The organism is Schaalia cardiffensis F0333 (assembly GCF_005886435.1).
Lineage (GTDB): Bacteria > Actinomycetota > Actinomycetes > Actinomycetales > Actinomycetaceae > Pauljensenia > Pauljensenia cardiffensis.
In genome coordinates this window covers 112,316-126,232 of sequence record NZ_CP040505.1, presented here as the reverse complement: position 1 = coordinate 126,232, position 13,917 = coordinate 112,316, and the positions used below count along the sequence as shown (strand labels likewise).

Sequence of the window (13,917 nt, the reverse complement as noted above, 5' to 3'; positions counted from 1 at the left end):
CTCACCCTGGTTGCTGTTGTGGTGGTTTCTGCGTGTTCTGTGGGAGGAGACACTGTGAACAAGAAACTGTGGTGGGACGGGTCCTTACCCTTCGAGCAGCGTCGGAGCATCGAAAACTTCGAGGATCACATCGAACGCACACTCGGCGAGTTCGCCTACACCTACTCCGCCAACACCGGACCCATCAGCGTCTACGTCCCATCCAACCTCGAAGCCTGTGGCGAGGAGGGCTTCGAGCTCTTCACGGCGGCGATCGCTTTCGCCCCGCCCTTCGACCACAACGACATGATCAACGCCGTCACCCACACCTTCACGCCCCTGGGCTATGAACTGCTCACCCAAGACGAAGACCACATCCGCTGGATGGACAAAGCCAACGGCGGATACATCACCCTCGCGTTCCTTAAGGACGGGGACGCGAGCCTCGCGGCATTCTCAGGGTGTCGACCAACCGACGGCACCACCAAAGTCGGCCAAACCCGCAACATCCCCACCTGGGAACACGACCTCACCCCCAACACCCCACAATCTCGATAGGAACAGAACCCACCTCACAATCTCGAAAGCACCCGGCCAGAAACTTCTCTCTGCCACCACCCCACGACCCCTCGCAAGCAAGCGAAAGCCCCCACAGGCAGCTACTTAGAAGCTCACACCTTCCCAGGCACTACTCCAAGTTCCCGAACGCCGCTTCGCGCGCCGCGAGATCCAACTCTTCAGCAGTCTTCAACAAAGCCCGAGCGCGGGTCGTCACCATGTGAGCCAAAGGATCACCCGGATCCGTGATCCAAGAACCCTCACCGCCCTCACCCGCGGCGAGCACACGCATCGCGATCGCTGCTTGCACGGCAACACGCTCAAGGTCGTCATCCGTCAGCTCCCCGCGCAGCAGAGCCTTCGCGTCCTCGATGACGGATTCAAGCAGAGGAACCTCACTCAGAACCTCCATTCCGGCGGGGACGATCTCAGCCTGACGCCCGACCTCGTACCTGTCCTTGACGAGAGGGAGATCTCTCTCGCACCATTCAACGAACAGATGGAGGCGCCACAAAACACCGGGCAGGGTGAACTCCGGGCTGCGCGACCACAGGTGCGCAACAATATCGGGCCCTTGAGCGCATACGAGAGAACGGAGGCGGGTGATCGCTTCCAAGTCGAAGTCCTCATCCGGGATCCCCAGGAGAGCCCAAGCCGTCGAATGCGCAATTCCAGAGGCGGCAGCTGGATCCTCATCGCCGATGATCGTCTCGGCTCTGGCGGGAGAGAGGATCGCAGGACGCCGAGGAAGTCTCAGTTCGGCCATTTCGCCTTCCTCCTCTTACAATAGAATCGGATCTCATGATCCCGCGGGTAACCGCGAGCGCGGTGAGCCGCGCGGGCCTATAGCTCAATGGTAGAGCAGCGGACTTTTAATCCGTGGGTTGGGGGTTCGAGTCCCCCTGGGCCTACTGTCGCCCCGGGCAGCGTCACACACGCTCCGGCACACTCGCCCGGATACTCCTCGTGAACCCCAGCTCTCCCCTCACATAGGTGTCTGCACACGACAGGTGACACATCCCACAGAGTGAATGATCTCCCCCTGAAAAACGGCGAACCTCGGCGAAAACACCTTCAGGAGCGGCGTGACAATCGAAGTATGAACAGCCCAAATCCTCTCAAGAATGAGAAGAGCAGCAGCGTCCTCGGCGGCGCAGTCACCGGGACGCTCCTCATCACGATCGCTCTGCACAATGCGGTCCCTCCCCTGGCAACGGACATGTACTCCCCCGCCTTCCCGGAGATCACAACTGATCTCTCGACGAGCGCAAGCGCCGTCGGCTTCACCCTCACCGCATTCTTCATCGGCTTCGGCGCCGGGCAAATCGGCGGTGGAGCACTCTCCGATCAGCGAGGACGCCGCGGCCCCCTCATCATCGGCGGTCTCCTCTCGATCCTCGGATCCCTCGCATGCGCTTTCTCGCCCTCGATCCTCTTCCTCTTTTTCGGACGAGTTCTCCAGGGGCTCGGAGGTGGAGCCGCAGCAGCAGTCGCACGCGCTATTCTCGTCGACCTTGCGCACGGGCACGTCCTCGCGAGGGCAATGTCTCTTCTGCAGGCGATCGGCGGCTTGGCCCCCATGATCGCGCCGGTGCTCGGTGGCGTGATCGTTACGTACATGCCGTGGCGCTGGGTGTTCTGGTTCCTCACGGCCTTTACGATCCTCATGACTCTGGCGGCATGGGCGTGGGCACCCGAGTCATTGCCCGAGGAGCGGCGACACGGCGGCGGCTTCTCGCGTTTCCTGGTCGACATGGGTTCGGTTCTGAAGATCCGCGCCTTCCTCGGCTTCATGCTCACCTCCGCCTTCTCCGGATTCTGCATGTTCGCCTATATCGCGGATTCGTCCTACATCCTCCAGCAGATGCTCGGAATGTCGCCGTTACGCTTCTCGATCGTCTTCGCATCCAACGCTCTGCTGTCCACTGTGCTCGCCCTGGTGAACGTTCGTTTGATCGGGCGTTTCGAGCCCCGGCCCCTCATTACCTTCGGTCTTGCTCTGTCCCTCCTGGGCGTCGTGATCCTGAGCCTGTCGGTCTTCGTCTTCAATGTGACGACTATCCCTGTGCTCATCGGATTCGCGCTCATCATGGCGGCGACAGCATTCATCTTTGGCAATGCGGGGGCTCGCGCCCTGGCTGAGAGCCGCGAGCACGCGGGCACAGCCTCGGCCGTTCAAGGGCTTGTGCAGGCGACGGCGATGGCGACCGCCTCCCCGCTGGCGACCTCGGGCGGGGGTACTTCGGCAGTCCCGATGATCCTCGTCATGATCCTCGGCACACTCGGCGCCTGGGTATCCTTCTTCCTGATCGCGCGTCCCAAAGCGTCCTGACAGTCAGTTCATCCGCCGCCCGAGAACTCATTCGCTCCGAGGAACGAAGCTCAGTGCCGCAGAGTTCATGCAGTAGCGTCGACCACTCGGCTGGTCCGGCGCATCAGGGAACACGTGTCCGAGATGCGAACCGCACTGTGTACAGCGGACCTCGGTGCGGATCATCCCATGAGAGGTGTCCTCAAGTTCGGTCGTGGACGAACCCTTCGACTCGTAGAAGGACGGCCATCCGCAGTGCGACTCGAATTTGGTCGTCGCATCGAAAAGCTCGGCTCCGCATGCGGCGCAATGGTAAGAGCCTGCTCGCTCCTCGTTCAGAAGTTCCCCGGTGAAGGGGCGCTCCGTTCCGCCCTCGCGAAGGACGTGGTATTGCATGGGCGTGAGCATGCGGCGCCACTGCGCCTCGCTCAGCTCCTTGAAGTCAAGACTCGGAAACTCACTCATGTCCCAATGTTCCTCCACATTTTGAGCGTGCGCGACATCTCCCTCGATGCGAACATCGGGAACATCAACGAGGACGGGAGCTTCCCCGACTCATCACGGGGTTCTCTACCTCATCACGAGGTTCTCTACAGCCTGTCGAAGGTGGTGAGGGCATAATCGAGGGCCGCAGGGCCGGGCAGTTCGGCCACTCCCTGGGCTCTTCATGGCATGGTCTTCATGGAGAGGGGCTTCATGGCCCAGGTCTTCATGGCACGCTTCATCTTCAGCAAGTGGGCTGACGACGGCGCAAGGACGCGCACTCAAGCCAGATGCCACTCAAGCCAGATGCCACTTGGGCTGAGGTTCAACTGTGTTCTCTACCTCGAGCCTCCGCCTCACGGCGCTTGGCCACCGCTTCACGTTCGGCAAGGGCCTCTTCGCCAGGGCCAGCGAAGATCCCCGAACGCTCCTCAGCATCAGGCGAGCCCGAGTAGAGGCGTTCCCCTCCACTCACCGCACTCTTCGGCGTAGCAAGGATCCGCGCAAGAGTCCCCTGGGTCATGACTTGTGTACGCGCAAAGGACGGCATTTGCGAAGTCGCAGTAACATCCGTGTCGCCCTTCTCGGCAAGTTCACGCATCCGGTCAGACATCGCGCGCCTGCGGGCCCTCTTCGCCTTCCGGCGTGCAGCGACCATTCGCGCCGCGTGGATCGCCTCATCCTGGTCCGCAAGTCCAGGACCGGAGGCGAGAGCCGAAGCTGCGCCCTTGTGCGATGCTGTCTGCGTCGGGTCGCCCGCGATCGAAGCGAGCTCGGAAGCGAGGGCCGCCACTCTGGCGCGCGTGGGATCGACCTCGACAGTGATGCTCTCCTGAGGCTGAATACGCGATGCGGGCCGGAGCCACGGTTCTTCGGAGACGATCCAATCGATGAGATGCTCGCGAATGTAGCAGCGCAGATCCGACAAGTTCCCGGAGTTCTGGGCAGAAACGAGGACTCGGACCGTGACCGTGGACATGTCCGAAGCCGTCATTTGAACATTCCAGGTGCGCCCGTCCCACAGGTCCGTAGAGGCGAGGATCGCCTCGACCTTCTGACGCAGCAGAGCCATCGGCGCTGCCCAATCGAGTTGGAGTTCCACCGTGCCGAGCTGGGCGGCAGCGCGACGAGTCCAGTTCTCGAAAGAGTTCGACGTGAAGTAGGTCGAAGGAACGATGAGGCGACGCTCATCCCACAGGCGCACAACCACGTAGGAAAGGGTGATCTCCTCGATCGCACCCGATTCACCCTTCTGATTCGCGACGACCACATCACCCACGCGGATCGCGTCCGTGAAAGCGAGGAGAACACCGGCGAACACATTCCCAAGGGTCTGCTGTGCGGCAAGACCCGCAATCACCGAAATCAGGCCCGCAGAGGCCAAAAGGGTCGTCATCACTTGTCGCGCAGCCGCGAAAGTGCCCAGAACCGACACGATTCCGACGATCACGACGATCACCTGGATGAGGCGGCGAATGACCTGCGCCTGGGTCTCGAAACGGCGGGCCCGTCCTTGGTCAGCCCCCTGCCGCAAGCGGGCCGCGTCCTCGAACACCCACGCGGCAGCGTAGGCGATCCACGTCATCGCGGCGATCGCGAGAATCAGGAGCGCATGCGCAGCGGTCGCAACCACGGTCGCGTTCGTCGAATCCCCATCCGAGTTGAAGAATGGCCACTGCACGCCCATCCAGGCGAGCCACACCATTCCGGTGACGTACAGCGGAGTGCGGACTCGCTTCGTGAGGACAGCGCCAACCGCCCATCTGCGCATTGTGCGGCGCAGCAGCCAAGACACGAGTGCCGCTGCAAAGAATCCCAGTACGAGGCCGACCACGATTCCCAGCAGTGGAGACACGAAATCGACGGCAACCGCGACAGCAGCATCCGCGCCGGATTGGAGTTCATCCGCAGTTGAATCGGCCGCTGCTCGCAGCGGCTCAAGGGAGAAATGTTCTTCGGGGGCGAAGTGTCCTGCCTGGGCGGATAGCGCTGGTTCTATCGGCGCGGAGGTTAGCAAGCCAGCCCTTCCGTGAGGGACCTGACTCAAGAAGTGAGGGGCTGAGGAGAGCCCACGAAAGTCGAGTGCGGTCATCATCCGATTCATATCGACCAGACTAGAGGGCGACTCTGCTCTTTTCCTGTGGACCCCACGCGATTCTCACAGGACTTTCCCGCAGGATTCCGCCACTTCTTTCGACTGTGAGAGGCGTCACCCAATCTCATTTTGCCAAGAGGCATCAGAATTGCATATGCTTCTCTTCGTCTTCGGACGCCACCTCGGTGGCCGAGATTGGCCCCCATCGTCTAGCGGCCTAGGACACTGCCCTTTCACGGCAGCGACACGGGTTCGAATCCCGTTGGGGGTACTCCTCAGCGCGAATCCTTCGCGCGGTGGAAAACAATTCAATAGGTCTTACCTGTTGTGAGGCCCCGTAGCGCAGTTGGTTAGCGCGCCGCCCTGTCACGGCGGAGGTCGCGGGTTCAAGTCCCGTCGGGGTCGCCGACCAGACCGCTCGGTCCGGTTCATGGCTCTGTAGCTCAGTTGGTAGAGCGTTCGACTGAAAATCGAAAGGTCACCGGATCGACGCCGGTCGGAGCCACCACTGAAATCCTCGAAGCGAGAGCTTCGGGGATTTTTTGGTTTCTGCGGCGCACTTCTGAGGCACACCCGACTCCGGCGACGCGGTGGCGCTCGAGACGACCTGGCACTCGGGGTTAAAGGACACCTCGTGTTGGTCTGACTGGGACTTTTCGTTGTGCTGGTGCGGGAAGGTCTGGGTTTTAGTTGGTGGCGGCCAACTATGAGGGTGGACAGAATGTGTTGGTCTGATCGGGGTTTTTCGGCTCTGTGGTGCGGGAAAGTCCGGGTTTTAGTTGGGTGTGTTTGCCTCTCGGGGTGAATACTGCTTCGTGCCCTGTGTGTGGTGGTCGGATGACGCGTCATGGGAAGACGTCAGCTGGACGGCAGCGGTGGAGGTGTACGGCCTGCAATGTCACCGGTCTGAATGAGATTGACGCGTCGGCCAAGCACCTGGGCGAGTTCCTTTCCTGGTTGCTCAGCGGGGCCCGTCAGGCGGATATGCCTGGGGGTGGGCGGTCGTTTCGGCGGCGGTGCCAGCACCTGTGGGAGGTCTGGCCTTTCGCTCCCGTGGTCGATGAGGTGCACGAGGTCGTGTTCGTTGACGGGATTCATCTGGGCCGCAAGGCGGTCGTGGTGATCGCTCAGACGCGTGAGCATGTGGTGGGCTGGTATGTGGCCAGGACGGAGAACTCGCGCGCCTGGGAGGCCCTCATGAGCAGGATCGCCCCTCCGGAGCTGGTGGTGACCGATGGGGGGAGTGGGTTCGAGAAGGCGCGTAAGAAGATCTGGCCGGATTCGCGGGTGCAGCGGTGCACGTTTCACGCGTTTTCGAAGGTGAAGGAAGCGACAACGACCCGTCCGAAGCTGCCTGCGTCCAAAGAGCTGTACGCCCTGGGCAAGCAGCTCATTCGCGTCACGGATCTTCCGCAGGCCGAGGCGTGGGTGGAGGACTACAGGGGGTGGTGTGAGCGGTGGGAGGCGTTCCTCGCCGAGAAGACACCCAGAGACGATGGCGGGTGGGAGTACACGCATGAGCGGCTCGTGCGCGCCCGTAACAGCCTGAACCGGCTACTGGCGAGGGGTGTGTTGTTCACGTTCTGCGACCCCACCTGGGGGCAGGCGATGCCGGCGATGAACAACCAGATCGAAGGAGCCACGAACGCGCCCCTGCGCCAAATGCTGCGCGACCACCGGGGTATGCGGCTCACGCGCAGGATCAAGGCGATCTTCTGGTGGTGCTACATGCACACGGAGCACCCCTTGTCGGCCGCTCAGATCCTGAAAGTCATGCCCACCGACACCCAGATCGAACAGGCCTGGCAACAGGCCTCACGCGACCACCCCGCCGCCGGCATCATCCCCCAATGGGGAGACGCCATCGCCTGGCATGAACTCCACCACCACAGCCCCTACCGCACCGACTGGGACTAGACCCGACCAACACATTTTGTCCTATAACCCGGCACTCGCGCACCCACACAACCCCAAACACAATCTCACCACCCCCACCCCGGGTCGACCCTCACCGAAAACATAATCAGGGTAGGTGCCACTGCGTTTCACTCGTTCCTGCCCACATGGCCGATTCGGAAACAACGCAACAGTCCGATCTCCACAACCACAACACGTATCCACAACACCCCCTGCATCCCCCCAACACTCCCGCCCTCGGCCGCGTCCTCGACACTCAGACGCTCAGAACTGAGACAATGCGACCATGTCTGGTCCGAACGGAAGTCTCAGCCCAAAGCCCTGGTGGAGAAGTCGTCGAGAGCACTCCGCCGCAGGAGACGGAGGCATCGTCCTCGCATATTGCGATCGAGTGACTTCGGTTTCTGAAGTGGGCGCCCACCTCATCGATTCAGTGACGCTGGGATTTCGCACAAAGTCCTACAGCGCGATCCTTGACCCTACCCTTGCGCGCTCGCGCGCACTGTTCCTCCTACTCGCAGGGCTATCCCTTGCAGATTCTGGCCGCGTCACCGTGAAGCTTCCAGCTTCGGCCCGCAAACCTGGTCGGACCGCTTCCGTCTCCCTGATCCACGAGCATTCCCCACTGGATCCGACGATGACTGTCAACCAGAATCTCATCCTTCCCCTCGCAGAGACGGGAACCTTCGCCAGTCACGGACAGTTTCACGCCGCTCTGGCCGTCACTGGCCTGAAAGACAAGACCACGATTCCGGTCTCGGAATTGTCTACGCTCGACCGCTTCCGACTCTCGATTGCCCGTGCGATCGTCGGCGGCGGTGATCTGATCCTCGTTGAAGATCCAACGCACCTGCGAAACACTCAAGATCGTCGTCAGGCGCTTGATCTTCTGCCGATTCTCGCTTCTCAGGGTTCGGCTGTCATCCTCGCGACCGCAGATCCTGCAGCTGCTGCTCAGGCAGGACGCGCGATCCTCTTGACGAATGGCCGCTTGAGCGCAGACTTCGTGCGCCCCAAGGAGGAGGAGCTTCGTCAGGCCCTCGGCGATGGTGTGGAGGATCCGACAACTCTGCTCGGCCCCATCCCTCTTGCTCTTGCGCGTATCGAGAACGAAGACTCAACTTCGGCACCGAGCGCCTCTCTTTTCCCCGCCGAGGACGAGAGTTTAATTTTCGAGGTCGACCAGGGGACGCACACTCGTGACCTTGCGTTCTCTAAAGCTCTTGAGCGGAGCGAAACCAGGCCCCAGGAAACTTTGGAAACCCTGGAAACCCTGGAAACCCTGGAAACCCTGGAAACCCTGGAAACGGTACAGGAATCCAAGGCAGAGACAACCCCTGGCAAGGCAGCGATTCACGACGCATCACCGGGCGATGTTCCTCGCCACGACACAGCACCGGCCCAAGGAGAGGAGAGCACTGCGATTCCTTCCACTCTCCCTTCTTCCGCCACCCCGCTGCGGCGACGCCCGAACTTCCATCCACTGACGACGGCGACGGCGACACCTGCTGAGCAGACTCTCGCTCACGCGAAGGCGGAAGAATCTCTCCCGAGTAACGCCGAGCAAGCGTCGAAGACCCCGCACGAAGACTCTGCCGATACGAGCACGGAGGTGTATGACACCGCGCCCTTTGTCTCCTTGAGTCTGGCTGAGATTATCGCCGCCCCTCAAGCCGATGCATCACCCGGGGATAGCAATACCTCTGAGGACGTCCAATCCAATGCCTCACCATCTGAGACTGACGCCCCCTCAGGGTCTGAGGAAGTGCCATCTGAACCCGAGGAGCCGACTCAGATCGCCCCGGCGCCCATTGACAATAAAACACCTGGGACCCTTGAGTCCGATTCGACACTTCAGTCCAGCTCGGTTCTCGCAGACTTCGAGGCATCAGAATCCCTTTTGGCTTCCAGCTACTCAGAGGCGCACCCCGACACTGCGGAGCCGGAGGAAGAACCCGCACGCACCTCATTCGAAAATAAGCTCCCCACGTCGGCTGAATGCCCCATCCTCGACGATGAATCAGATCCGATTACGCGAGTGATTCGTACCCTTGGGCTTCACGATGTCTCTGCTCGACACGCCCGTCCCAGAGAGAACGAAGCGCGCATCACTCATCTTCCGCAATCCGCGCCTGTCCCCCTTGCGCCAACGCCTGAAACTGCGGCGGTCATCGATAAGGCTCGCAGGATCCTCAAAGACCTTCCGGGCCCAGTCGTGCCGGAAGAATAGCGACTGCGAGCGCGCCGCCGACCACGCACACCCGGGGCCCAGTCCTGCCGGAGGAGTGGGCTCTGCACTCCAGCCAGCAGGATCACCCCGACGGGGAAGGACTCAGCTTCTGAATGTGGAGCTTTCGTTGAAGGCAAGGACGATCCGCAGAGCCTCTCGACTTTCAAGCTTTGAAGGCGGGGATTGCGAAGCCCCTTCACTTTTCGGCCCATCGGAGGCTTTCGACCCCAAAGGGGACTTTCGCGGGTTAGCGGCGCACGTCTGTACAGGATTGACGTTTTTGGGCATCATTCCATCAAAATGAGCGTGCGAACATCCTCTGAGAGGATATTCGATGAGCGTTACGAAGAAATCGCCGTGTCGTGATGATGCACGTCAAGCGAAGACGATCAAGAACGCTCAGGCGAGCTCGGGCATGACGTGACGGCGACGCAAGGGCTGTGATGCAAGGGCTGCGACGCATCAACTCTTCTGCATCGCTCCGACATCACCAGATACACCGGGGCTGTTTTTTCGCCACTCGACTTCTGGGGTCTATGCCCCGACCTCGTGATTCACGGGTCGTCTGCAGATGCATGCGAGACGTGAGAAACTGAGGTGAAGCGCGGGACGCCCGCGACCATCGAAAGAGGAAGCGAGTGCCTCCGATGACGACACCGATCGAACCGCCCTCCACGACTCAGCGCACCCAACGAGCAGCGACTTGGAGCACCGAGCCTCAACGCCCTGCGAGCATGGGAGAGCTCTTCTCCGCCTTATCGACGCAGGTGACGACCCTCGTCAATGGTGAGATCGAGCTTAACAAGCTCAAGGTGAAGAACTTTGCGAAGAAATTCGGTGCGGGTGGTGCGCTCCTCGCACTTGCCGCCGTTTTCGCCCTTTATCTCCTCGCCTGGGTGTTCCACACGATCGAACTCGCGATCGCCGTTGCCCTCCCCGCTTGGGCGGCTTCGCTGATCACCACCGTCATCCTTCTACTCATCGTGGCTGTCCTCGCGGCCGTCGGCGCGTCCCTCCTGGGGAAGAGCCAGGCGGACGTTCCTGATCCGAAGGACGGTCTCACTCGTGACATTGACGCTCTGAAGAAAGGCCTGGGGAAGTGAGCACTGACAACCTCGAACGCACAGAAGACCAGATCCGCGCCGAACTCGAAGCGGTGCGCGAGCAGATGACCCAAACCGTTGACGAACTCTTCGGCCGAGTCCAGCCCGACTACATCGTCGGTCAGGCGAAAGACAACGCGAGAGCGAAGTTTGACGAACTCAAGTCTTTCGCTGCACAGACCGTTGATGACGCGAAGGACGGCGACTCCGAAGCGCTCAAGCGTGTCGGATACGTCGCTGCCGGTGTTGCCGCATTCGTGGGACTCGTCGTAGTGAAGATTGTCCGTTCGAGGCACTGAGTTCACATTCACTGCGCCTCGCAGATCGCCAGGATTTAGCCGATCTTGCTGGGTTCATCACCCCGTGCCATACGCAGATCACGCTCTTCGGGTACGTAGCGCCGCTCGAGGTATGGCTATGATGTTCTCACGACACATTTCTAATCATCCAGGGCACCGCCTCGCGCGGACCCGAACGACGCGGAGGGGGTCGACGCCATGGGGCGCGGCCGTCAAAAGGCCAAGCAGACGAAAGTCGCACGGAAGCTGAAGTACTTCAGTCCCGACACCGATCTCGATGCGCTGCAGCGAGAACTCGCGTCGTCGGAATCTCACTCGTACGAAGAGTACGAGGTCGAGAACCCCGAAGAGGACGAAGACCTCTACTCGAAGTACGCGGACTTCGCGCAGGAGGAACCAGAGGACGACTCTCCCGAATTGGACGAGGAATTCTGGATCTCCCCGAAGAAGTGATTTGACGCTGATCGCAGAGCCACTGCTCTGCTGAGATTGACTGGGGCTGGGCGCACGCGAGTGGACCCAGCCCTCGTCTCGTCGCGCTGCCCCCTCTTTTAACCGGACTGTCCCTGTCTTGTCGGGAGCACGCTTCTCTCATTACCTGGGCGCCCATCAGATGGCGCCATTCCAGTCCCCGGAGCATGCGGCGCGCAGGTCGTCGCCCGCTTGCCGAAGGGCTCTACGCAGTCCAGTCCCCGGAACATGCGGCGCGCAGCTTTACGGCCTTGTCTGGAGAAGTGGCATAACGAAATCACACAGAGCTCTTCAGGCACACGCGAACCAGTCGATGTATGCAGGGTTGGTGGTCGAAACGATATGGAACGCCCCTGGCACACGCGATCCTATGAGCATGTCCGGCAGGGAAAGGCCGCTCGAGGTCCACGTCCTCTAAGAGACATTGCTCGGACGCTAACTCCACAAGTGGAGGGCTTGACGGCAATAGGAGGGCTTACAACCCCTCCACTTGTCGGCATCCTCTCCACTCACGTGGGCAAGCTCCCGTGCGCGGCGGACGAGCACGAGGAAAGACCTCCTGAAAGGAAGAGTCGATCAAGGATTCGCCTTAAGCTTGTCGACCTGCCAGCTTTCATCAAGGATAAGGATTTAAACTTGATGGTATTTCTGCATAGAACTCTCGGCAGGCCCCTCAGGCAGTCCGAAACGCCCCTCAGGCAGTCCGGAAGGCTCTTCAGTCGATGCGCAGGGTTCTTCAGACAGTCCGACAGTTGCCGCGCGGGGGCACTGAGCGCTCAGACGATCCCCACCGTCGCTCGGGCAACCCCGACCGTCCAGCCCGCCCGACACCTCAGGGTCCCGACCACTCGGTCAACCCGACCACTCAGCCGAACCCCAATTCCAGGTTTCCCTGCGCAAACACCGTCAATACGACAGGAATCAGACGGGAACCCTGGAATACAGGTGCAAATGGTGGCGCAGGCGAGGCAAGTAACGGACACACGCGCGACAAGCGATGGGCGTACGGGCGGCCAGCACTCAAACGGGCCAACCATCCACTCGGTCGATTCCACACACCCAGCGAATCCTGCCCACCCGGGGAAACTGACCGCCCAGCGAATCCCGCCCACCCGGGTAACCTGGCCGCCCAGCGAACCCCCACCCGGGTAACCTGGCCGCCCAGCGAACCCCTGCGTTCAGCCCACCCGGTAGTCGCCCCTCAAACGCACCGCGCCGCCGTTGACTCCCTTCGTACCCGAAACGACGCGCCCCTCAAAAGCCCCTGAGTCCACCGGGAGCTCAGAAGGGAAGGAGACTTCGCCGAGCACCCAGGCATCGACCCCCGCTGCACGGGAAATGCGCAGAACTTCCTCAGCGGACTGTGCACCGACGACACCGACCATGCCGACACCAAGGTTGAGGGAATCCTCCATGCCCGTCCAGGTCACCGAACCTCCACGACGGACCCAGTCGAACACCGGCGGGACGATCCACGAAGCGCGGTCGACATCGGCGACGGCACCAAGAGGCAGGACTCGCGAAAGATTCGCCCCCAGGCCACCACCGGTGACGTGCGAGAAGGCGTGAATCCCGCTCGCCCCCTCGCCCGCGCCCAAGGTGTCCACCATGTCGAGACAGAGCTTCGTGTAGAGACGAGTCGGTTCAAGAAGCTCCTCACCGAGGGTACGGCCGAACTCCTCGACCTTCGCCTCCAGGGGAAGGCCCGTCCTCGCGACCACTGAGCGCACCAAGGAGTAGCCGTTTGAATGCAGGCCCGAGGAGGCCATCGCGATGAGGACGTCGCCGTTCGCAACCCGGTCAGGGCCGAGGAGCTTCGAAGCGTCAACGACGCCGGTCGCAGCACCTGCGATGTCGTAGTCGTCAGGGTCCATGACACCAGGGTGCTCCGCGGTTTCACCTCCGACGAGGGGAGTGCCCGTTGCCTCGCAGGCTCGGGCGATGCCGGTCACGATTGCCGCGATGCGTTCAGGGATCACGTGGCCGCAGGCGATGTAGTCAGTCATGAGGACGGGACGCGCACCGATGACGACAATGTCGTCAACGACCATGCCGACCAAGTCCTGGCCGATCGTGTCATGGATGTCCATCTGCTGCGCAATGGCGATCTTCGTTCCGACGCCATCCGTCGAAGTCGCCAAAAGTGGACGCTCCATTCCCAGCAGTGCGGAAGCATCGACCAATCCAGCGAATCCGCCCGTCGCGCCGAGGACGCTCGCGTCATGCGTACGCGACACGGCCTCTTTCATGAGTTCGACCGCGCGGTCACCCGCGCAGGTGTCGACTCCAGCGGAGGCGTAATCGAGGGGGGTGTCGTCGCTCATCGGGGCTCCTTAATCGGATTAGGCGGGGAGATTCTCAGGATAAAAGGAAAGGAAAGACGAAGTGTGGGGTGAAAGACGAGGGGCGCTGCGGTGGACAAATAGGGGAATTGGAAAGACGAATGAGAAGCGGACAAGAGGGGACGGAGC

Annotated in this window: 12 protein-coding genes and 4 tRNA genes; 12 read left to right on the top strand and 4 right to left on the bottom strand. The window is 61.4% G+C overall.

The window, feature by feature from the left end; all coding sequences use genetic code 11:
- The first annotated feature begins 54 nt into the window (after nt 1-54).
- Nucleotides 55-537 (top strand): DUF4853 domain-containing protein, encoded by a 483-nt coding sequence (locus FFA61_RS00510; protein ID WP_175406547.1) that lies wholly within the window; start codon nt 55-57, stop codon nt 535-537.
- 130 nt (nt 538-667) lie between these two features.
- Here FFA61_RS00510 and FFA61_RS00505 read toward each other — a convergent pair whose 3' ends face one another.
- Nucleotides 668-1,303, bottom strand: coding sequence for a hypothetical protein (locus FFA61_RS00505; protein WP_005962462.1), 636 nt, complete (start codon nt 1,301-1,303; stop codon nt 668-670).
- A 73-nt stretch (nt 1,304-1,376) separates the two neighbouring features.
- Between FFA61_RS00505 and FFA61_RS00500 the strand changes: the two genes are divergently transcribed.
- A tRNA-Lys gene (locus tag FFA61_RS00500) sits at nt 1,377-1,448 on the top strand.
- Nucleotides 1,449-1,636: 188 nt separating this feature from the next.
- A complete protein-coding gene (locus tag FFA61_RS00495; RefSeq protein WP_051057806.1) occupies nt 1,637-2,869 on the top strand; it encodes a multidrug effflux MFS transporter in 1,233 nt (410 codons plus the stop codon).
- Nucleotides 2,870-2,896: 27 nt separating this feature from the next.
- Here the strand turns inward: FFA61_RS00495 and msrB are convergent, their stop codons facing one another.
- The gene (gene msrB / locus FFA61_RS00490; RefSeq protein ID WP_005962464.1) at nt 2,897-3,313 is read right to left on the bottom strand and encodes a peptide-methionine (R)-S-oxide reductase MsrB; all 417 of its coding nucleotides are present in this window, start codon (nt 3,311-3,313) and stop codon (nt 2,897-2,899) included.
- Nucleotides 3,314-3,319: 6 nt separating this feature from the next.
- On the opposite strand from msrB, the gene FFA61_RS09150 reads away from it, so the two are divergent.
- Nucleotides 3,320-3,469 (top strand): hypothetical protein, encoded by a 150-nt coding sequence (locus FFA61_RS09150; RefSeq protein WP_005962465.1) that lies wholly within the window; start codon nt 3,320-3,322, stop codon nt 3,467-3,469.
- Between the two features lie 187 nt (nt 3,470-3,656).
- Here FFA61_RS09150 and FFA61_RS00485 read toward each other — a convergent pair whose 3' ends face one another.
- Nucleotides 3,657-5,435 carry a mechanosensitive ion channel family protein gene (locus tag FFA61_RS00485; protein ID WP_005962466.1) on the bottom strand — a complete coding sequence of 593 codons (1,779 nt, stop codon included), beginning with the start codon at nt 5,433-5,435 and terminating at the stop codon, nt 3,657-3,659.
- A 189-nt stretch (nt 5,436-5,624) separates the two neighbouring features.
- On the opposite strand from FFA61_RS00485, the gene FFA61_RS00480 reads away from it, so the two are divergent.
- The 8 genes from FFA61_RS00480 to FFA61_RS00445 all read left to right on the top strand — a co-directional run bounded on the left by FFA61_RS00480 (nt 5,625) and on the right by FFA61_RS00445 (nt 11,428).
- Nucleotides 5,625-5,697: transfer RNA gene (locus FFA61_RS00480), tRNA-Glu, on the top strand.
- Nucleotides 5,698-5,757: 60 nt separating this feature from the next.
- A tRNA-Asp gene (locus tag FFA61_RS00475) sits at nt 5,758-5,831 on the top strand.
- A gap of 27 nt (nt 5,832-5,858) precedes the next feature.
- Nucleotides 5,859-5,934 (top strand) — tRNA-Phe (locus FFA61_RS00470).
- Between the two features lie 293 nt (nt 5,935-6,227).
- Nucleotides 6,228-7,343: an IS1249 family transposase gene (locus tag FFA61_RS00465; protein ID WP_040314467.1), complete on the top strand. Its 1,116-nt coding sequence runs from the start codon at nt 6,228-6,230 to the stop codon at nt 7,341-7,343.
- A 286-nt stretch (nt 7,344-7,629) separates the two neighbouring features.
- A complete protein-coding gene (locus FFA61_RS00460; protein WP_005962468.1) occupies nt 7,630-9,573 on the top strand; it encodes an ATP-binding cassette domain-containing protein in 1,944 nt (647 codons plus the stop codon).
- A 647-nt stretch (nt 9,574-10,220) separates the two neighbouring features.
- On the top strand, nt 10,221-10,676 hold the full coding sequence (locus FFA61_RS00455; RefSeq protein ID WP_040313566.1) for a phage holin family protein: 456 nt from the start codon (nt 10,221-10,223) through the stop codon (nt 10,674-10,676).
- Nucleotides 10,673-10,975: a DUF3618 domain-containing protein gene (locus tag FFA61_RS00450; RefSeq protein WP_005962471.1), complete on the top strand. Its 303-nt coding sequence runs from the start codon at nt 10,673-10,675 to the stop codon at nt 10,973-10,975. Before FFA61_RS00455 ends, FFA61_RS00450 begins: the two co-directional genes overlap by 4 nt.
- A gap of 198 nt (nt 10,976-11,173) precedes the next feature.
- The gene (locus FFA61_RS00445; protein ID WP_005962472.1) at nt 11,174-11,428 is read left to right on the top strand and encodes a DUF3073 domain-containing protein; all 255 of its coding nucleotides are present in this window, start codon (nt 11,174-11,176) and stop codon (nt 11,426-11,428) included.
- Between the two features lie 1,196 nt (nt 11,429-12,624).
- On the opposite strand, the gene purM is transcribed toward FFA61_RS00445, so the two are convergent.
- Nucleotides 12,625-13,770 carry a phosphoribosylformylglycinamidine cyclo-ligase gene (gene purM / locus FFA61_RS00440; protein ID WP_005962473.1) on the bottom strand — a complete coding sequence of 382 codons (1,146 nt, stop codon included), beginning with the start codon at nt 13,768-13,770 and terminating at the stop codon, nt 12,625-12,627.
- Between the last annotated feature and the right edge of the window lie 147 nt (nt 13,771-13,917).

Excerpts from the sequence above, each read along its gene's own strand:
- FFA61_RS00505 (WP_005962462.1), bottom strand. The coding sequence starts at position 1,303 with ATGGCCGAACTGAGACTTCCTCGGCGTCCTGCGATCCTCTCTCCCGCC.
- FFA61_RS00460 (WP_005962468.1), top strand. The coding sequence starts at position 7,630 with ATGTCTGGTCCGAACGGAAGTCTCAGCCCAAAGCCCTGGTGGAGAAGT.
- FFA61_RS09150 (WP_005962465.1), top strand. The coding sequence starts at position 3,320 with ATGTTCCTCCACATTTTGAGCGTGCGCGACATCTCCCTCGATGCGAAC.
- FFA61_RS00445 (WP_005962472.1), top strand. The coding sequence starts at position 11,174 with ATGGGGCGCGGCCGTCAAAAGGCCAAGCAGACGAAAGTCGCACGGAAG.
- FFA61_RS00485 (WP_005962466.1), bottom strand. The coding sequence starts at position 5,435 with ATGAATCGGATGATGACCGCACTCGACTTTCGTGGGCTCTCCTCAGCC.
- msrB (WP_005962464.1), bottom strand. The coding sequence starts at position 3,313 with ATGAGTGAGTTTCCGAGTCTTGACTTCAAGGAGCTGAGCGAGGCGCAG.
- purM (WP_005962473.1), bottom strand. The coding sequence starts at position 13,770 with ATGAGCGACGACACCCCCCTCGATTACGCCTCCGCTGGAGTCGACACC.
- FFA61_RS00455 (WP_040313566.1), top strand. The coding sequence starts at position 10,221 with ATGACGACACCGATCGAACCGCCCTCCACGACTCAGCGCACCCAACGA.
- FFA61_RS00495 (WP_051057806.1), top strand. The coding sequence starts at position 1,637 with ATGAACAGCCCAAATCCTCTCAAGAATGAGAAGAGCAGCAGCGTCCTC.